Source organism: Hanstruepera marina, assembly GCF_019880635.1.
Lineage (GTDB): Bacteria > Bacteroidota > Bacteroidia > Flavobacteriales > Flavobacteriaceae > Hanstruepera > Hanstruepera marina.
The window spans coordinates 408,035-427,875 of record NZ_JAINVX010000002.1; the positions used below are offsets into that span (position 1 = coordinate 408,035).

15 protein-coding genes are annotated in these 19,841 nt (G+C 36.1%); 9 read left to right on the top strand and 6 right to left on the bottom strand.

Annotation, left to right across the window (positions count from 1 at the left end):
- Positions 1 to 15 precede the first annotated feature (15 nt).
- Both K7G76_RS09610 and K7G76_RS09615 read right to left on the bottom strand, forming a co-directional pair.
- The gene (locus tag K7G76_RS09610) at positions 16 to 1,092 is read right to left on the bottom strand and encodes a PCMD domain-containing protein (protein WP_223033984.1); all 1,077 of its coding nucleotides are present in this window, start codon (positions 1,090 to 1,092) and stop codon (positions 16 to 18) included.
- Between the two features lie 34 nt (positions 1,093 to 1,126).
- Entirely contained in the window at positions 1,127 to 1,891 is a 765-nt protein-coding gene (locus K7G76_RS09615) for a hypothetical protein (RefSeq protein WP_223033985.1), read from the bottom strand.
- A 197-nt stretch (positions 1,892 to 2,088) separates the two neighbouring features.
- On the opposite strand from K7G76_RS09615, the gene K7G76_RS09620 reads away from it, so the two are divergent.
- The 9 genes from K7G76_RS09620 to K7G76_RS09660 all read left to right on the top strand — a co-directional run bounded on the left by K7G76_RS09620 (position 2,089) and on the right by K7G76_RS09660 (position 15,908).
- Positions 2,089 to 3,705: a tetratricopeptide repeat protein gene (locus K7G76_RS09620; protein ID WP_223033986.1), complete on the top strand. Its 1,617-nt coding sequence runs from the start codon at positions 2,089 to 2,091 to the stop codon at positions 3,703 to 3,705.
- Between the two features lie 107 nt (positions 3,706 to 3,812).
- Positions 3,813 to 6,146: a VPS10 domain-containing protein gene (locus K7G76_RS09625; RefSeq protein ID WP_223033987.1), complete on the top strand. Its 2,334-nt coding sequence runs from the start codon at positions 3,813 to 3,815 to the stop codon at positions 6,144 to 6,146.
- 203 nt (positions 6,147 to 6,349) lie between these two features.
- A complete protein-coding gene (locus tag K7G76_RS09630) occupies positions 6,350 to 7,060 on the top strand; it encodes a porin family protein (protein ID WP_223033988.1) in 711 nt (236 codons plus the stop codon).
- A gap of 62 nt (positions 7,061 to 7,122) precedes the next feature.
- Positions 7,123 to 7,683, top strand: a complete 561-nt coding sequence (locus tag K7G76_RS09635) for a TetR/AcrR family transcriptional regulator (RefSeq protein ID WP_223033989.1) — start codon at positions 7,123 to 7,125, stop codon at positions 7,681 to 7,683.
- 134 nt (positions 7,684 to 7,817) lie between these two features.
- A complete protein-coding gene (locus K7G76_RS09640) occupies positions 7,818 to 8,888 on the top strand; it encodes a hypothetical protein (protein WP_223033990.1) in 1,071 nt (356 codons plus the stop codon).
- 17 nt (positions 8,889 to 8,905) lie between these two features.
- Entirely contained in the window at positions 8,906 to 11,326 is a 2,421-nt protein-coding gene (locus K7G76_RS09645; protein ID WP_223033991.1) for an arylsulfatase, read from the top strand.
- A gap of 29 nt (positions 11,327 to 11,355) precedes the next feature.
- Positions 11,356 to 12,744, top strand: a complete 1,389-nt coding sequence (locus K7G76_RS09650; protein WP_223033992.1) for a DUF1254 domain-containing protein — start codon at positions 11,356 to 11,358, stop codon at positions 12,742 to 12,744.
- A gap of 14 nt (positions 12,745 to 12,758) precedes the next feature.
- Positions 12,759 to 14,474, top strand: coding sequence for an alkaline phosphatase family protein (locus K7G76_RS09655; RefSeq protein WP_255572981.1), 1,716 nt, complete (start codon positions 12,759 to 12,761; stop codon positions 14,472 to 14,474).
- 12 nt (positions 14,475 to 14,486) lie between these two features.
- Positions 14,487 to 15,908, top strand: a complete 1,422-nt coding sequence (locus tag K7G76_RS09660) for a DUF1254 domain-containing protein (RefSeq protein WP_223033993.1) — start codon at positions 14,487 to 14,489, stop codon at positions 15,906 to 15,908.
- 202 nt (positions 15,909 to 16,110) lie between these two features.
- Here K7G76_RS09660 and K7G76_RS09665 read toward each other — a convergent pair whose 3' ends face one another.
- From K7G76_RS09665 to K7G76_RS09680, 4 genes are read right to left on the bottom strand one after another with little or no spacing between them, the layout of a single operon-like run.
- Positions 16,111 to 16,539: a hypothetical protein gene (locus K7G76_RS09665; RefSeq protein ID WP_223033994.1), complete on the bottom strand. Its 429-nt coding sequence runs from the start codon at positions 16,537 to 16,539 to the stop codon at positions 16,111 to 16,113.
- A gap of 38 nt (positions 16,540 to 16,577) precedes the next feature.
- A complete protein-coding gene (locus tag K7G76_RS09670) occupies positions 16,578 to 17,651 on the bottom strand; it encodes a BamA/TamA family outer membrane protein (RefSeq protein ID WP_223033995.1) in 1,074 nt (357 codons plus the stop codon).
- 25 nt (positions 17,652 to 17,676) lie between these two features.
- On the bottom strand, positions 17,677 to 18,576 hold the full coding sequence (locus tag K7G76_RS09675; protein WP_223033996.1) for a hypothetical protein: 900 nt from the start codon (positions 18,574 to 18,576) through the stop codon (positions 17,677 to 17,679).
- 12 nt (positions 18,577 to 18,588) lie between these two features.
- Positions 18,589 to 19,839 (bottom strand): DcaP family trimeric outer membrane transporter, encoded by a 1,251-nt coding sequence (locus tag K7G76_RS09680; RefSeq protein WP_223033997.1) that lies wholly within the window; start codon positions 19,837 to 19,839, stop codon positions 18,589 to 18,591.
- Positions 19,840 to 19,841 lie beyond the last annotated feature (2 nt).

Below are 19,841 nucleotides of genomic sequence, written 5' to 3' on the forward strand. Positions count from 1 at the left end.
TTTAGCTTTTGGGGGTTATTCATAAACTAATTCAATATCATCTATAATTAAAGTGCTATCTATGGCACCTGCAAAGTTTGCGCCATCAAAACTAGAAGAAGCCACAAAAGTAATGTGGGTTGGTAAACCAAATTCAGCTACGTCAGGTGATACATAAGTGTTGTTTTCTGGGTACATGTATGCAGGGAAACTACTGTCCAACTCACCATAAGTGAATTCAATTTCTTGAGTTATTAATTCGTTTTGAGTAATATCACTCCTAAACCAGGCTGTGCCTAAACGCTGTATTTCACCGCCTTGCCTAATTTCCAATAAGGCATAAATATCACAGGCATCGCTATAGCTTAAAAGATCACCGTCACGATCTTTATTTTCCTCACCTGGTACATAACTGTATTTAAATCGAATTTTTAGTGGTCGTCCAGAAAATGGTGTTCCAAACTCAATAGCTGCTTGAGGGTTACTCAAATCAATATTATCTGGATCAAAATACCCTGTAAATAATGACCCAGCTGAAATAGGGGCGCCAAAAGTCCCTGCCAAAGTACCATTGTCTAAAGTTATCATTTTAGCCGCTAAATTGTCAACACCTAAATCTTCAGGAATTGTAGCCAGAATATTTAAAATTTGAGTGCCTTGATTTCCAGTACCCCAAATAGTAGTCGCTGCATCTGCTCCAGGTTCATAATAATTGGTAGCCGTCATATACCAATCATTTAACTGCCAATTATCCAGTTGAGGGGTTTCAGAAGCTACATAGGCGCGAATCGTCCAATTATAAACAGATCCATCTTCGGCAGTAACACTAATCGTATCATCATTATCTAAATTAAGGATGTCGCCTTGGGATTTATTACTGCTTGCAAATGATGACAGCTCGAGCTTTTCAATACTAATGGATGTTAAATCAACACCACCTGGAATTTCTACTGTAACCAATAAACTATCCCTAATAATAGTTGCAACACTAGATTGGTTACTAACTTCAATAGTTTTGATATAACCATATTGGGATTTTCCAAAATAATCTTCTTCAACACAAGACAATAGCATAACCGCCCATGCTGCAGTAATTAAAATAATCTTCTTCATATTTTTAGTCTTTAATGAACACCAAACGTTCATGTTATCCTCCAAAGTAATAGGCAAGCCCTATCTTAAGGGACAATATGTTAATGTTAAAATCTACATTCTGTCTAACTTTGCTGGATTCCTCTATATCATTTTTGGTGGTTTTTGATGAATTCAATTCATAGCCCAATACATCCAATCCAACTTCTAAAGCAAAATTTTCCATAGCAAAAAACGTAATGCCTGGACTGATACCTACTCTAAAATTAAAATTTGTGGTATATACTTTATCAATTTGGTCTATATTTTTGATATCTCGGGTTAGCGTATTACTTCCTCCAAATGTTACTCCCAGTTCGGTAAAGAAGCTTAAGCGCTCATTGCGGGTTAAAGGCACTGTTGATCTAAAGTAAGGTGCTATGGCATAACCTCTGGTTATGGATTTGGACTGAATGGTATCTGAATCTCTTAATACCGTTCCAGAAAATTTGTTTTGATGATAACGAGCTCCAATACCAGCCATGGCATAATTTCCAATAAAGTACCCACCTTTTAGTGTGATGTCGTAATTTAATCGGTCACCATCCAATACGGTTTCAATTATATTATTGGCATTTTGCACTTTTCTATCTTCAAGTGAAAGAGCTAAACCTAAATACACATTCCTTTTTTTAAACGGTTTAAAATCTGAATCGTAGTAACTTGATAATAATTGATAAGGAGAATAGGTGCTATCTTTTTCAGTAGTATGAGCTTGTGACCATGAAATTTGAAAAATGAGCACAAAAATTAAACTTAAAATACCATTGGTTTTATTCATTTGCTGATGGCTTTAAAGAAAGTAATAAGATAACAAATTTATCAAAATCTAACACGTTACCCGTATAAAAGTAGGCTAAAAATATAGTAACTTTAACGTGTTTTGTAAGGTTTTAGAAATAGAAGCCATTCATTTATTGTATTTTTGAAATGTAAATGTATTTAGCATTGAAAATTAAGTCGTACATATTATTTGTTTTGTTCGCATTGAACGCCTGTTATGTAATAGGTCAAAACAATGAGACTTATGATATTATAGTTGAAGGCGTTAATGCTATGATGGAGGGCAATTACAGTGAATCTTTGGAATTATTGACTAAAGCTCGAGTACAGGCCGAAGAAAATGAAGATTACACCAATCAGTTTGTAGCCATTAACAATATTGGCTTAAACTATCATAAACTACTCGATAACAATGAAGCATTAGAGTATTATTTAGAGTCTTATAAAATTGCTATTAAGGAATTGGATTACAGCTACGAAATGACCTCCTTAAATAATATAGCCATATTGTATTCTCAAGAGAACGATTCAGACAAGGCTATTGAGTATTTTCAAAAGGCTTACGATTTAGCTTTAGTTCCCAAAGACCAATCAAAAAAAGGCATTTACGCCATTAATTTAGCACAGGTATACCATGACATAGGGCAACCAGAAACTGCAATGCCCTATATTAAGGAAGCTATAAAGCTTCTAGTCGACGATCCCGACTACCTTCTTGAAGCCGAAGCTCTAGAGGCTGTATTGTTACATGCACTTGGTAAAGTACAAGAGTCTGAAAAGTTGATAAACGTACTGATGCCCAAGTTGGAAGGCAATCGTTATGCCGAAACACGCGTGGTACTTTTGCTAACCTTGGCAAAAATTGAAAACGCCAAAAATAATTGGAGTGATGCTTTAGCATTAGGGAATAGTGCTTTAAAACAGCAACCCATTAATTTAGAAACCAAATACAAGATATATAGTTTAATACATAACTATAGTGAACAAGTAAGTGACTATCCTCAAGCATTAGTAGCGATGGATAGCATGTTGCAATTAAAACAGGACATATACGACCTGCAAAATAGCAGGCAATACCAAGCCAATAAGGTAAAGTTTGAGGTGTTGAATTATGAAACCCAATTAAATGAAGGGCGCCAACGTATTAAATCGCAAAAACGACTCATACTTATTCTGGCTATTAGTTCTTTTCTTGTTATTTTTCTATTGCTATGGTCTTTAAGGTTAAGCCGTATAAAAAACAAACAACGTAAAGACTTGTTGGCGAGGCAGGAAAAAATATTGAATTTGGAATTGGAAAACGAAAAGGCCAATAACGTTATTCTGGAAAAACAACTCAAGGAAAACGAAACTAAATTGCTGTTGGAACAAGAACAGCACAAACGAGAAATTGAATCCAAAAACAGAAAGCTTTCAGCTAAAGCTTTGTATTTAATAGACCGTAATCGTTTGGTTGAAACTATTATTCAGGATTTGGAACAATCTGATAAAATAAAACCGAGCAGGGAAGTAACAAGTCATATAAGACGTTTAAAAGGTTTGCTTAAAAGTGACGAGGAATGGGAAAATTTTGTTCAGTATTTTGATGAGGTTAACCATGGTTTGTTAAATCGCCTTAAAGACAAACATGAAAATTTAAACGCTAATGATATTCGTTTTATTTCGTATTTATACATGAACTTATCTATGAAAGAAATAGCCTCAATAATGAATATTACACCAGAGGCTTGTAGAAAACGAAAGGAACGTATCTCCAAAAAAATTGAGCTTACCGAAAACGAAGATTTGTACACCTACATCTCACAAATATAGACTGCATCACGTTTTTTATGTATTATGTCACGTTTTGTCCGGCTTAAAATTCGGCAATAACGACTTGATTTGTTGACTTTTGTGAAAAATCTTTAAATCACAACACAATGAAAAAAAAGTACACAATGAAAAAGTTTAAATCACTTGTTGTAGCTTGTTTAATGTTAGGAACTCTATTTTCCTTTGCACAAGTAACATCAATTACTTCTGATGAGTATGGACGTATATTTGATGTGGTCTATGACCAGAATACAGAAAATAAATTATACGCTGCAACTTTAAATAACCATATCCTGGTATCTCATAATAATGGTGTGACCTGGGAATTGTTTTATTCTTTATCTGGAGGACAAATAAAGGAGTTACAAACGCTTAATGATACGCACTTAAGCTTTTATCTTGCAAATACCGGTTATGAGGATTTTAATACGGTTTATTTGATAGATTTAAATACCCTTGCTTTAACATCAATTGACAGACCTGTCAATGGATCTGCTGAAGTATCGTGGGCAACAGGATATAGTTTCTACGGAAATGATACTGATATCATGCTTTATAAGCAGACGTATAGAATTGGATTTGATAGTTATGACAGTGCGTATTATACTACGGATGGTGGAGCCACATGGACAGTGGTTTATGATGAAATATGGCCAATCAATAACCTTATTTCTGTAGATAAAGTTTTGATTAGCTATGACGATCCAAATCTTTTATTTATTACTAGAGGAAACGGTGCCAATGGTGTAAATGGAGGGCTTTTGGTAAGTACGGATGCTGGAGCCACTTGGACAGAACATTATGCAACAACAAATATAAGAGGCATAGCTGTAGACCCAAACAATGCAGATCATTGGATGATAGGTACAGATCCAGGATGGGGCGAGCAAGTAGCGGTTTACCAAACATTGGACGCAGGTGCGAATTGGGCTGAATTAGCCATTCCTTTTGATGATTATTCACTTCAAGAGGTTAATGAGGTTATTTTTCACCCTTCAATTCCAAACAAAATATACCTTTTAGAGACTAACGAAATAGCCATAAGCTCTGATGGTGGAGCAAACTGGTCAGTGCAATGGTTTGATGTAGGTTTGCCTGAAACGGATTACTTCTATGGGTTATCAGCTACTTTTAATCCAAATGATAATGATGAAGTTATTTACACCAGTAACTATTATCCATTCCGCTCAACTGATGGAGGCGTAACCCTTTCAAGAATGTTTTCGCCTTATGGCTTTACTTCTGCTGTAGGACTATCTCCAAACAATGGATCGGATGACCCATATCTTTATTATGGAGCCAAAGGTGGTTTTATTGCTAGAAATTTAAATACATCGGTAGAGACCACATACAATGTGCAACAAATTGATTACGTGAGTAATGATGGTGGTAGTTATTTTGTAGATGAAAACCAGTATGGTCGTGTTTTTAGCGCAGTTGGTGGTTTTAGTGGAAACGCTTTAAGCGTAAGTACAGACCATGGTCAATCGTTTCATACCTTCTATAATTTCTTTGACCCACTTGTAACATTAGTTCCAGACCCTGTAAATACAAACGAAGTTTGGGTAGCTTTTGATTCTTGGGGTTCAGCTATAGCACAAATAGTTGATGTAACCAGTTCAGACCCTTGGGCACCTACCATTACGTACGTAACCTTACCAGCTACAGGTAGAATTAATTCTATGTGGATAAACCCTAGTAATAATCAAGAAGTTTTAATAAGTCAAGGTGGCGAAATATGGTCTACAACTGATCGTGGAACCAACTGGACTAATTCAAGTACAGGTTTAACGCTTGATCCAACTTCTGGAAGTATTTTTGATATCGTTCAAAGTCCTAATGACCCTAATGAATTTACATTAGCAACTTCAAATGGTGTTTGGAAATCTACAGATCATTATGCCAATTGGGTACACGTACTTAATACGAATGATGCGAGTAGAGTGCTATACGATCCAAACCACCCTGAAGTAATGGTAACAACGGTTTATTCATCCTTATTTGCTCAAGCTACTATTTTCCATTCAGAAGATTACGGTACTACCTGGACTATGGTGCCTTATCAGAACATAGGTTATACGCAATCGTACCAAATGGCTATTGATTTTAATGGTACAGGTTTTACGGCTTATATGTCTACACCAGATTTAGGTATCATTACTTACGATGTGTCGTACATGACTTTAAGTGTCGATACACCAACTTTAGACACCACCGAATTGCTAATTTACCCGAACCCTGTTAAAGATGTTATGAACATTGCATTACAGCCAGGTGTTCAGGCAAAATCTGTTGTTATCTACAATATGTTAGGAGCAAAAGTTAAACAAGCTAACCAAGCATCACAAATAGATATATCTGATTTAAATTCAGGAATATATTTAGTTAAAGTTACTGATAGCGAGGGAAGAGATGTCGTTAAGCGCATTATAAAAAGATAGTTTTAGGTTAACTAGCCAACCAATATTTGGTTAATTTTTGAAGAGCCCAGCATTATGTTGGGCTTTTCTTTCTTTCTTTCTTTTTAAGATATATTTGTTAAAGTTTATAATTAACTATTTTAGTGAATGGAACACGATCTTTAAAACAGTCATAAATTGTTTGATTTTTGTATACAAATTCTGTGAATCTTAATGTTTTTAATATGAAAAAATACTTTTTAATTATTACTTTCTTACTAGTAGGTATAACAGCTCAATCTCAAATATTAATTTCGTTATTATTAGGAGATAAATTAAATTCTGATGGTCTGGAGTTTGGTTTAGAAACAGGCTTTAATTGGTCGAAGATTTCCAATTTAGATAGTTCTAAATCTTTGGCAACATGGAATCTTGGTTTTTATTTTGATATCCGAATGAAGAATCAGTGGTATCTCTATACAGGTGTTTTGGCAAAATCTAATTTGGGACTTCATAAGCTGACAACAGCTGATCTTGAGTTGCTTGATGCCACCATTTACGAGGGAAAAGGTGATTACAGTCAAAAAATGAATTATTTTTTAGTTCCAGCACTCGCAAAATACAAGTTTGATAATTATATGTATGTTGAAGGTGGACCGCAATTTGGATTAATGTATAAATCTTGGATAGAATATAATTCTGATGAGGGTGGTAAAGAAGCAAAAATTAAAGAATTCAATAAAGATATGATCAACAAGTTTGATGCAGGTTTTACTTTTGGTCTGGGCTACAATATAGGTAAAGGTAAAGGCATGACTATTGGTGCTAAATATTATTTTGGTTTAATTGATGTTTATAAAGACATAAGCGGTACAAAGAACAATTCACTATTTTTAAAAGTTAACATTCCTATTGGAGCTGGAAAAAAAAGTGAATCTGTGAAAAAAAATGAATAATACTATTTACCATAAAGTAAATTTGGTTCTACACTTTTGCATTTACTGATAACAAATTTGTGATGGAAAGAAATAAAAAATATATAGAATGGATTGATGCTGCTTATGAGGAATTTGCAATTAATGGGCCTAATTTCAGTTTAAAGGCATTATCTAAAAAATATCACCTTCCTAGAGCAACTTTTTATTACTATTTTAATAATAAAGAGCAATTGATAGAAGAGCTTTTAAAAGAACATTCTCGCCTGAATGAAAATTTTCAATCAGAAATAGTAAAATTAAAAATATTAATGCCAGATCTTTACAAGATTATGTTCAGATTTAAGATGGCTGTCAGATTTCATCAGCAATTGCTTCGTAACGCGCATATTAAAGAATTTTTTGAAGTATATAGTAATTTTAATCAAAGCTCGATTAAAATATTATTACCATTAATAAAACCTCACTTTGGCGGAAATTTTACAGACAAAGAAATTCATCAATTTTATAATACGCTAACAGATGCGTGGTACTCAAAATTGAATTTTTCCGATTTCAGTGTTGATTACCTAAATTCTTTAGCTGAAGAAATTATGAATAACACTATCGGTTTATATCAAAACAATCCGCAAAACAGAAGCTGATAGTTTCCTTTCTAAAGCCTTTAAATTGGTTTCGAATTAATTATTACCGGAACCTGACACCCTTGTCTAAAATTCTTTGTCCTAATTCAGTAAATTTGTTATCGTCAGTCAAAAAAACCTTTAACTTATTGTACATGAAAATAAAGTTATTTACCCTATTCATTTTTATAATTTTTGGTGTTTCTCATACGAATGCTCAAGATGATCTTAAAATAATGTCGAAAACCGATTCGATTTTTTTTAGTAAACCCTATCCTTACATTTTACCAATTCTTGGGGATAAAGCACATAATACCAAAGTAAGGATGCCCTTACCTATAGGAGTTATGTTTAACGCACTTGTTGGCACTCAATATTTATCACTTGACAATATGCAATTAGGGTTTGGCAATGTAAATAGTCCTGACAATCCAGAAATGATTGACCTAAGCGAATTTGTGACCTTTGAAGATATTACTGCACAAACCTCGACCTATAATTTAAGATTTGATACGTGGGTTCTACCTTTTTTAAATGTCTATGGTATTGTTGGAAAAACCAAAAAAGCAAATATAAGCGTTACGCTCATAGATCCTATACCTTTGAGTGTCACCACCGAAGTTAGTGGTACCTACGTTGGTTATGGTATGATGGCCGCAGGAGCGGTAGGTCCATTGTTTATCTCGTTGGACGCAAACCAAACTTATAGCTTTAACCCTAGACTAGATGACCCTGCTAAAGTGTCCATTGCCGGACTGCGAACAGGTCCTGTATTTAAGTTCAAGAATAATCCTAAAATGAATATTACGCTATGGGCTGGAGCGATGTATACTAATTTTAATAGTGAAACTGTAGGCTCTATAAGAGCAACTGAATTAGCGCCTGATGCCCCAGCACGAATTGATGAAATGATTACCAATTTAAATGATTGGTATGATAATTTAAGCCCAGCGGATCAACTTAAATATTATATTCCTTATACCAAGCTAAACAATGGTCTTGAGAATATACAAGATTCTGTTAACAATGGATACATCCGGTATTCGTTTGATAAGAAAATAAACAACCCTTGGAACATGCTAATTGGGGCACAGTGGCAAATAAATTACCGATGGCAAATGAGAGCCGAAGCACAATTTCTTGGAGACCGTACTGCTGGTCTATTCTCACTAAACTACCGTTTTGGCATCAAGGGGAAAAACTGGTTTTCAAAAAACAATATGTAAATACTAAACTTAAAAAAATGAAAGTACTTCAAAACAGAAAAAAAAGTAACTACTTAACTTGGAGTTTACTACTAATTATTAGCCTATTCTTTGCTTGTGAGCAAAACAATAAACAGAATGGAGTAATGGAATCCCAGAAAGAAGGAACTGTTTTACCATTTGAAGAACCTGCTTCTTCAAGTATTACAGGTAAAACTTTGGCAGACTCTAAGCATCAATGGCGACAGGCTGAAAATCACTTACCAGCAGAAGCTCCTAATATTGTAATTTTCATGACTGATGATGCTGGTTTTGCCAATCCAAGTGCCTTTGGTGGCCCTATTCATATGCCAACTATGGAGCGTTTGGCAGGAACAGGTATTTCATATAACGCCTTTCATACTACTGCTATGTGTTCACCTACACGAGCTTCATTACTAACAGGTAGAAATCACCACAGAGTAGCAACAGGACAAATAGCCGAATTGGCATCGGATTGGGATGGGTATTTAGGTAAAATTCCTAAATCAACTGCTACAGTTGCACAAGTATTATCTTATTATGGTTACAACACAGCTGCGTTCGGTAAATGGCATAATACTCCAATTACAGACATAACAAAACTAGGACCTTTTGATCGTTATCCTACAGGTATTGGATTTGACTACTTCTATGGTTTTCTTGCAGGTGAGACTTCACAATATGAACCGCGTTTATTTGAAAACACCAATCCTATTGAGCCACCTCATGATCCAAACTATCATCTTACGGAAGATATGACAACTAAAGCTATTGAGTGGATACGAACCAATAATACTATAACTCCTGAAAAACCATTTTTTGTCTATTTCACCCCAGGTGCTGTTCATGGGCCTCATCAAATTTTTAAAGAATGGGCTGATAAGTATGATGGTAAATTTGATGAAGGATGGGAAGCGTTGCGCACCATGACCTTTGAAAAACAAAAGAAAATGGGTTGGATTCCAGAAGACGCTAAATTAAACCCTCTAGCAAAAGGCATGCAAAAATGGGATGATGTACCTCAATCACAACGTGAGTTTCAAAGTCGTTTGATGGAGATTTATGCAGGCTTTTTAGAACATACTGATACACAATATGGAAAAATTGTTGATGAGTTAGAACAACAAGGCTTATTGGAAAATACTTTAATCATTTACATCAACTCTGATAACGGTCCTTCAGCTGAAGGAATGAACGGCACCATTAGTGAGCTATTAGCTCAAAATGCTATGCCGTCTACTGTTGAGCAACAAATAGAAGTACTTAACAGAGATTATGGAGGTATGGATGCTTTAGGTGGGCCACAGCTAGATATCATGTATCACCATGGCTGGGCTTATGCAGGGGCATCACCCTTTCAGGGAACAAAACTTGTAGCTGCTCACTTGGGTGGTACGCGAACGCCTATGGTCATTTCTTGGCCAAAAAAAATAAAGCATGATGGTAAAGTACGTTCGCAATTTCATCATGTTAACGATATTGCTTCAACCATCTATGATATACTTGATATCACGCCTCCAAAAGTGGTGAATGGTGTGGAACAACAACCTCTTGATGGAACATCCATGGTTTATACCTTTGATAATGCAGATGCAAAAACCACTAAAGGTGCCCAGTATTTTGAAATTCTTGGCAGTAGAGGTGTTTACCATGACGGATGGTTTGCAGGAACATTTGGTCCAAAAATGCCTTGGTCAACAGACCCAACAGGTGTTATAAACTGGGAACCCGAAAAAGAGGTGTGGGAATTATATAACCTCACTGGAGATTATGCACAAGCCGAGAATTTAGCAGATAAAAATCCTGAAAAACTAGAAGAACTAAAAGTTGTATTTGACAAGGAAGCAACAGATAATCTTGTATATCCTATTGGAGCTTCATTTTATACTGCTTTTTACAGTCCAAGCGAGCTACCTTCTTCTTCACTAACTGAATGGTCATTCTATGAAGGACAAGGACGTATTCCTGAAGCTATGGCTCCTAAATTTGTCAGCGGACGCTCTACTTTAGCCGTTATTGATGCTGAGATTAATAACAACTCCGAAGGTGTTCTCTTTGCTTTAGGTGGCATTTCTTCTGGTTTTACGGTATACATTGATAAAGGATTTTTGAAAGTAGAATACAACGCTATGACTTTAAACCGATATAAAATTTCTTCAACTACAACCATCCCTACTGGAAAAGTTAAAATTGAAGTGGAAACCAAGTACGATTCAAAAGAACGTATGGCTCCAGCTATAGTTACTTTAAAAGTAAATGGAGAGCAAGTAGGACAAGGGCGTATTGAACGGTCTGTTCCTGCAATACATACAGCTTCTGAAACTTTTGACATAGGTGTTGATTTAGGTTCGCCTGTATCATTGGATTATTACAATCGTACACCCTTTCGTTTTAATGGGGAAATTGAGAAAATTAATATTAAATATATTGATGAATAAAAAATTAATATAGAAACAAACCAATCAAAATGAAAACCAATTTACTATTACTGGCAATCTTGCTAGTACTAACTTCCTGTATAGAAGAACCAAAACTAACAGCTAACGAAGCCAAAGAAATTGCCAAAGAGGCTTATACTTATGCCAATCCAATGGTCGACCATTATCGAGGGCTTTACAATTACTTCATCGACATAAACAGTTCAGACTACAAAGGCCCCTGGAATACAGTTATCAATATGGCGAGGGTATATACCCATGAAGACCGTACTATACAGACTGCAAATTCCGATACACCGTATAGCTTTGCAGCTTTGGATTTGCGTTCAGAACCTATAGTTCTTACAATTCCTAAAATGGAAGAAAATCGCTATTTCAGTATACAACTTATTGACATGTACACCCATAACTTTGATTTTATCGGTAAGCGAACAGTGGGCAATAATGGTGGTCGTTTTCTCATAGCTGGCCCAGAATGGGATGGTGAAAAACCTGGCGGCATTGAAAAGGTTATTAAAGCTGAAACTGAATGGGTATTAGCAGTGTATAGAACACAACTTTTCAATCCTGATGATCTCGACAATGTGAAGCAAATTCAGTCGGAGTATAATCTTCAATCGCTATCTTCCTTTCTTGATTTACCCGCCCAAGAGGCAGCACCGGATATTCAATTCATTGAACCCTTAACGCTGGATGAAATTAAAGCGTCTCCAAAGGTATTTGAGCAATTGAACTATCTCCTGCAATTCTGTCCTACCCATCCTTCAGAAAAAGAATTAATGAAACGTTTTGCTAAACTAGGAATTGGAGCTGGAGAAGAATTCAAATGGGACTCTTTTTCTCCAGAAGTTCAAAATGCAATAAAACAAGGAATTGCAGATTCCTGGGTTGATTTTGAGGCTCTTAAATCGCAAGCAGAAGCTGGAGGATTAGGGTCAGCAGAAATATTTGGCACCAGGGAACACCTTAACAATAACTACAGCTACAGGATGATAGCTGCAGTAGTGGGAATATGGGGAGCGAGTGCCGAAGAGGCGATTTATCCAACCTATTATGTCGACTCGGAAAATGAACCACTTAACGGTGCCAATAAGTACACCCTTCGTTTTGAACCGGGACAATTACCTCCTGTAGGTGCCTTTTGGTCCTTAACCATGTATGAGCTTCCGGCGAGCCTTCTCGTGGAGAACCCGCTTAACCGTTATCTGCTTAATTCACCCATGATGGATGATTTCGTTTTTGGCAAAGACGGAGGACTTACCCTTTATTTTCAAAATGAATCTCCGGGCAAAGAAAAAGAACCTAATTGGTTACCTGCACCCAAAGGACCATTTTCAGTTGTAATGCGATTGTATTTGCCGAAACCAGAGACCTTATCAGGAGAATGGGTAAGACCACAAATGGTGAAAAATAATTAGCAAATTGATAAATGATGAGTAACAAGCTTTTAAAACAGATTAAAAAATCCCTTTTACTCCTAGGCATCATTTTTTTTATTGGTTCTGTAAACACGTATTCACAAAACGATTCAAAAACCAAATTAATCTTGCAAATAACCGTGGATCAATTAAGAGCTGATTTGCCTCGTACAGTTTTAGATCGCTTACCAGATGGTGGATTTAAATACTTTTACAATGAAGGTATCGTTTATGAAAATGCGCACCATCGTCATGCCAATACAGAAACAGTTGTAGGTCACGCAACGTTGGCCACAGGTGCCGACCCTTCTGAACATGGCATGATAGGTAATTTATGGTATGATAAAGAACATAAGCGATCGGTTTACAACGTGGAGGATTACCGTTACCCCTTAATTGGTTCAGGTAAAGGAGTGGACAAGACTACTGAAATAGATCCCACTCAAGCAGCTGCTTCAACTGATGGGAGATCTCCTTCGGCTTTAATTTCAACAACTTTTTCAGATGAATTAGCTTTATTCACCAATGGCAAATCTAAAATATTTGGTGTTTCGGTTAAAGATCGTGGTGCAATACCCATGGCTGGTCATGCTGGAAAAGCGTTCTGGTTCAGTAAGGCCACTGGTCAATTTGCAACAAGTACATACTATTATGATGACTATCCAGATTGGGTAAACAAATGGAACGAGAAAGAAAAGTATAAAGCGTATGCCAATACCAGTTGGAATTTAACAAACGATATTTCAACCTATATTCATGGTGAAGAAGATGATATGCCTTATGAAACAAATCTTCCTGGATATGGTGTAGTGTTCCCGCATAATTTTGGAGACACAGATAACAAATACTTTACTACGTTTTTAACACTTAGCCCAGTTGGCGATGAGTTAACCTTAGATTTTGCTAAGGAATTGATTGTAGCTGAACAATTAGGCAGTGATAATATTACTGATTATCTATCGGTGAGTTTTTCATCTACTGATTATATAGGACATACTTTTGGTCCAGCAAGTTTGGAAAGTGAAGACAACCTAATAAGATTAGACAGAACACTTGCAAACCTGATAAGTTTTGTGGATGATAAAATTGGGCTGGATAATGTACTCATTGTTTTATCCGCCGATCATGGTGGCCCAGATGTTCCTGACCGTTTGAAGAACTTTGGTGTTGACGCAGGCTATTTTGATATTGACAGTGTTGACACAACAACCATAAGTCAAGTAATGAGAAAGAAGTTCAATTTAACCGAAAAAATTGTTTCTGGTTATTTCCATCCGTATGTGTATTTAAATAGAGATGTTATTGAAAAAAGCAAATTGGATATTAATGAAGTTTCCCGAGCACTGGCACACGAACTTCAAACTCAGGAAGGCATTGCGTTTGCTATCCCATCCATTGATTTGTTGGAGGGGAAACTCGCAGACACTGAACTGAACAGGTCGGTGTTAAGGAATTATAATCCCAAAAGATCGGGAGAAATATTCATAGTTACAGAACCGTATTGGTACATAAATGACTTTGATGGTTTAGTGGTAGCAAGCACCCACGGTTCTCCATGGAAATACGACACATCTGTACCAGTGATTTTTGCAGGAAATGGATTGAAGCATCAAACTGTTTTTAGGAATGTGGAAACAGTTGATATCGCATTAACTTTATCAAATTATCTTAAAATCAAAATCCCCTCTGCGGCCTCGGGACAACCCTTGTTTGAAGTATTAAAAAAATAAAAATAGATTAAAATGAAAACTTTAAAACTGAAAACATTATTCACCGTTTTTTTGTTTGGTGCAATTATGTTAGGAACAAATTCCTGCGACAATAAAAAACAAGATTTAACTTCTCAAGAAGCCAAACAAATTGCTGAAGAAGCATACATCTATGCTTATCCTATGATAGAACATTACAAAATGATGTTTGCCTATACTATGTATGAAGAATCAGGGCTATTTACAGGACCATTTAATACGCTTTCGAATAATGCAACATTGAATGGACCAAAAGACACCATTATTGTTCGACCTAATAATGATACTTTTTATTCCTCTGTATGGCTTGATTTATCACATCAACCTCAAATTATGGAAGTTCCTGCTATTACCAACGGAAGATACTATTCTTTCCAGATCATAGACATGTATACTCACAATATAGACTATGTAGGTACCCGTAAAACAGGTTTTGATGCAGGAAATTATATGTTTGTTGGCCCAAATTGGGAAGGTGAAACTCCAGAAGGAATTAACAAGGTCATTCATTCTGAAGGAAATTACCTTTTAGCACTTGGACGCACTCAAGTTTTTGGTCCTGATGATGTTGAGAAGGCTCAAGAATTGATGACAGGCTATAAAGTATTGTCACTCAATAAATATTTAGGCAACATGGAAGCTGATGTTATGCCTCCAAATCCTGATTTCCCACCATACAATCCACAGAAAGTAGCCGATGCAAATTTCATTAGTTATTTGAATGCTTTAATGACTCAAGGACCTATTCATCCTAATGAAAAAGCAATGTTTGAACGGTTTGCAAAAATTGGAATAGCACCTGGAAAACCGTTTAACTCTGATGATATTGAACCTGAAATTCTTGCAGCAATAAATGAAGGCGTACAATCAGGGATGGAAAAAATAAAAGAGGAGTCAACAAAGTTAGGTATGAGAAAAGATGGTTGGCAATTGATTTCTGGTTCCTTTGGAACAAGGGAAGCCATGAAAGGGAAATATTTGAGAAGAGCAGCAGCAGCATATTTTGGGCTTTATGGAAATGATTTGGAAGAAGCTTTCTATCCCGAAACTACTTTTGATGCAGATGGTGAGGAGCTCGACGGATCTAAATACAACTATATCTTGCATTTTAATGCCGATGAATTGCCTCCGGCCAAATCATTTTGGTCGCTAACCATGTACAAACTACCTGAACAACTGCTTATAGAGAATGAAATCAATCGCTACATAATAAGCAGTAATACCAAAGGCTTAAAATATAACGACGATGGTTCTTTGGATGTTTATATCCAGAAAGACAATCCTGGAGAAGATAAAATATCTAATTGGCTGCCAGCACATGATGGGAAGCTTTCATTACAGTCGCGCATTTACTGGCCTGATCCAAATGCGCTTGACCCATTATATGCACCACCTGCTGTAGAAAAGACAAATTAACTAATAAGTTAAATTAAGCAAAGATGAATTTTTTTTAGGTCTAAAAGCAAGATTATATTTATAAAAATAAGTTGATTATTAACAGCGACGTACCAAGGAAAAGATGTCGTTAAGTGCATTTAAAAAGGTAATTATAAGCTTACTAGCCAACCAACAATGATTAATAGCTGAAGGGTCCAACATTTAGTTGGGCTTTTCTTTTTTATAAATTACTGAATAATTTATTCTCTAAATGATGTACAATGGCTTTCCATTTCGATTTGTAAAGACCTATAAAAAACAAATACAGTGCATCACTAGTATATTGAAACTCGAAAGAATCCAGAATTTGTTTTCCAAATATAAAACGCAGTGATAAAAGAACTAGTGTGATTACAATGTTTAATATGCCACTGTTTAAATGGAATTTTCCTGTTTCTTCATTTTTATTAATGGAGTATAATTTTAAATATAGTTTTCCAATAACTATACCACCAAAAAAGAATAGCATATAATAAAGTGGCGTACCATATACAAAAGCATCATACAAAACAACTACAGACATGAAAACAATTAAAACTCTAAAAATGATATTTAGAGTTTTTATTTTGTTATCCACAACACTTTTAAGTGCCTTTTTTTTGATACTCATACAATAATAAATATGGATTAGCTATTTATTAAATGATTCTAGAACGCTTCTCCAATTCTAAAATACACGCCCCAATCATCTTTGCCCAAAGCAGCATCTAGACCGATATTGAATTTAGTGTCTTTAAACGCTCTATATCGAAATCCAACGCCACCACCAGGTAATACTTCGCCATCAAAATCATCGTTATCGGCACCAAAAAGCGTTGCTATACCTGCAAAACCCACTACACCCATACGTTTAGCAAAATTCAATCTGTATTCCCCTTGAAGTGCCATAACCGTATTGCCACGATATTTTCCTTCAGAATAACCTCTAATATCATTGCCGCCTACAATAGCTTGTTGTTCAAAGGCGATATTGCCTAGTCCAAATGTTCCCGAAAAACGAGCGGCTAATACATCCTTTTGGTCTCTCATGGCAAAATATTTATTGAAGTTAGCCGTTATTTTATTGGCATTGACTTCATTTCCAAACCATTCGGCATAGGTAATCCATTTGGCATTAATCATATTTCCAGTAGTTGAATAGTACACATTGTCTCGTGTATCAAATAAAATATTTAATTCTAAACCGTTTGTTATTGTAGTAGACTCATCTACTATATTGTTTTCAAAAACCGTATTATAACTAGCATAGGTATAGGTTAGACCACCATAGAAATTGGTAACTAGTCTTCTTTGAATACCCATGCTGAATATAGTGGCATTAGTGGCGTAGTTGTAAAAGTCGGCATTGTTAAACTCCCCTGCGAAAAATTGCGAGTTAAGGTCTCCTAAAGCCAATAATAGGGTGCCACGCCAACGGTCTTCATGAAAATAAAACTTGTTGAATACACCAACAAAATACGATTTATTGGTGGTATATACACCAGCAACACCCGATAAGGATTTAGGGGATATAGTATCCTGTTTATTTAGTTTGTACATCGCCATAGGTATGCCCCCAAACATGAACTTGAGATTACGGTTGTAACTGATAAAAGGCATTACTGTTAAGTCCAGATTTTTTTCTTTCACTTGAGTTTGCTTCAAGCTATCTTGAGTTTTATTTTGCGCTATTGAAATAGTTGAAATAAAAAGCAGACCTAATAGAATGGAGATGTTTCTCATCAAATTTTGAAAGGCGTTCTTTGCACTACCATGGTAAAGGAACTACAGGCGCAATGGTTATTCTAAATTGATGCTGAGGACCAAAGGCCTCTGGCGACGCAACATAATACCAATACTGTGCACCAAATCTAACTGGAAGCTTTCCAATTCTTGTTACTTTTTGAATACCGGTTCCAATGGGTAATGTAAATTTATTGCCATCAGTAGCATTGTGATTGTAGGCGTAAGTTGGAGAGGCTGTAATTTGCCAACCTTTATTTAGATTAATGGTATAAAAGTATTGTCCAGCTGTTATGCTTACACCATCTGATGAAGGACCAGAAGTAGCCCAAAAGTCATCAGGTAATATAGCTGAACTAGTAGGGTCAGCATCCTTACCACTTCCAACACTCCAGGCATGGCTAACAATTAACCCTAAAGCTCCAAAACTGGTTAATTTGGCAATCATCATTTCTGGGCCTAATGTGGTGTAATTTGCTCGTAATGCTTCATCTGAAGCTGTTCTGAAACTTCCGAAAACACCAACTAAAGTTATCCATTTAGATGGCCAGGTTTTACCAATAGCAACATCTGCACTAATATTACCAAGTCCTGATTTTTGCTCAAAACCATTCGCCGTAATAGTGGGTTGTGAGATATACATGGGTATTAAAGGTCTTACATATAAATTTATCCCTTCAGAGATTGGAATCGGTAAGGATGGTTGAAAGCTTACAACCGAAGCGCTTTGGCCACTAGCATTATTGATATCTCCGTTATAGCCAATAAAATCTATTGGAAATAACATTTGCCCCAAAGTGGCATTAGGGTTGGCCAATTCTTTAGCTAAATCGGCAGCACTTTTTTCTAGCTTTTCATCTTGGGCATTCATTGTAGCCATTGTAAAAAGCAGAAGAATTGTTGATAATAAGTATTTGCTTTTCATTATTTATGTTTTTTAAAATTCAAATTTTGCCATAGTCTGTATTCTATGTGCGGCACCATAAGCGTCATTAGTGGTACGTTGTTCCCCCCACATATATTCAGCACCAATAGAGAAGTTTTTATCAAATTGGTAAATCAGGTTGGCGTGTCCTACACCACCTCGTTTTAGGGAGAAAGGCGCCCTAGAATCAGGTGAGTCCAACCAACCGTAGGCATAATTAAAATTGGATTCCAATTTAGGAGTCCACCTATGCATGAAACCAGCCATAATAGATTTTGCCAACATGGATTCTAGCTTGCCTTCGGCATTTAATACGGCATTGGCGTTACTTCCTGCAAAAGCAATAATATTTTCCCCATAGGCGTCACCATAATTAAAGTTGAAGGTGAAGTAATTATTATCGCCAATGTACTGTCGTCCTGCTATAACCAGCGCCCATTGGACGGTTTGATCTGATGGTCCCGCAGGACCACCATCCCATCGCAATTGGGCTAAACTGGCCCCTGTCCAAAGAATACCGGTTTTCCATTTGTAATCCATTCTTAAAGCCAATAAGGGTAATTGCACGTTAGCTTGCCCTTCCAGATTGTTTGAGTTTTCAATGCCCAATGAACTCAAATATTCAACACCAACAGCAAGTTTGACTTTTTCTGAAAGTTGATTTTGATATCTTATTTGCACTGACCTCCCACCAAACAAGGCATCGCCTGCGGCAAAGTCAATCATAGCTGCCATAGAACCTAAAAAGGACAGTGTTGTCCAGGTTTGGCCTATTATAAAATCACCCGCCGTGATGTAGGCATGACGTAATCTAAAGCGATTGCCATCTGTAAAAAAATCACCTTCAATAAATAGTTGTAAAGGGATTTTGTTTTCAGCAAAGCGTCTTAAATCAATATTAACCCTAGTTTCCTTCGCTATAAAAGAGATATAACCTTCATTGCCATATTCAGGTTCTCCTCTAACAGGAATGGTAGATAGTAAAAATTGACTCTTGTCTGTTGTGCCATCTAAATCATACAAGAAATCGGCTTTTACATAGCCGCCAAGTTTTAGTCGAAGATCAGTTCCAAACATAGGCCATGACCCTGGAAAATCAGTACTCGAAAATGCTTCAGAAGCCGTTTTTAAGATATCTTCTTTAACATCCTTATCAGGTATGACCAATTGATTTTGTGTAGAATCCTTTGAGGTTTCTATCTGTGCGAATGCTGTAGACGATAAGATTAGCGCAATATTGAAAAAATAATATTTTAACATCATAC

Coding starts and splice junctions, on each gene's coding strand:
- K7G76_RS09640 (WP_223033990.1), top strand. CDS start 7,818: ATGAAAATAAAGTTATTTACCCTATTCATTTTTATAATTTTTGGTGTT.
- K7G76_RS09645 (WP_223033991.1), top strand. CDS start 8,906: ATGAAAGTACTTCAAAACAGAAAAAAAAGTAACTACTTAACTTGGAGT.
- K7G76_RS09665 (WP_223033994.1), bottom strand. CDS start 16,539: ATGAGTATCAAAAAAAAGGCACTTAAAAGTGTTGTGGATAACAAAATA.
- K7G76_RS09650 (WP_223033992.1), top strand. CDS start 11,356: ATGAAAACCAATTTACTATTACTGGCAATCTTGCTAGTACTAACTTCC.
- K7G76_RS09655 (WP_255572981.1), top strand. CDS start 12,759: ATGAGTAACAAGCTTTTAAAACAGATTAAAAAATCCCTTTTACTCCTA.
- K7G76_RS09670 (WP_223033995.1), bottom strand. CDS start 17,651: ATGAGAAACATCTCCATTCTATTAGGTCTGCTTTTTATTTCAACTATT.
- K7G76_RS09615 (WP_223033985.1), bottom strand. CDS start 1,891: ATGAATAAAACCAATGGTATTTTAAGTTTAATTTTTGTGCTCATTTTT.
- K7G76_RS09610 (WP_223033984.1), bottom strand. CDS start 1,092: ATGAAGAAGATTATTTTAATTACTGCAGCATGGGCGGTTATGCTATTG.
- K7G76_RS09630 (WP_223033988.1), top strand. CDS start 6,350: ATGAAAAAATACTTTTTAATTATTACTTTCTTACTAGTAGGTATAACA.
- K7G76_RS09625 (WP_223033987.1), top strand. CDS start 3,813: ATGAAAAAAAAGTACACAATGAAAAAGTTTAAATCACTTGTTGTAGCT.
- K7G76_RS09660 (WP_223033993.1), top strand. CDS start 14,487: ATGAAAACTTTAAAACTGAAAACATTATTCACCGTTTTTTTGTTTGGT.
- K7G76_RS09675 (WP_223033996.1), bottom strand. CDS start 18,576: ATGAAAAGCAAATACTTATTATCAACAATTCTTCTGCTTTTTACAATG.
- K7G76_RS09635 (WP_223033989.1), top strand. CDS start 7,123: ATGGAAAGAAATAAAAAATATATAGAATGGATTGATGCTGCTTATGAG.
- K7G76_RS09680 (WP_223033997.1), bottom strand. CDS start 19,839: ATGATGTTAAAATATTATTTTTTCAATATTGCGCTAATCTTATCGTCT.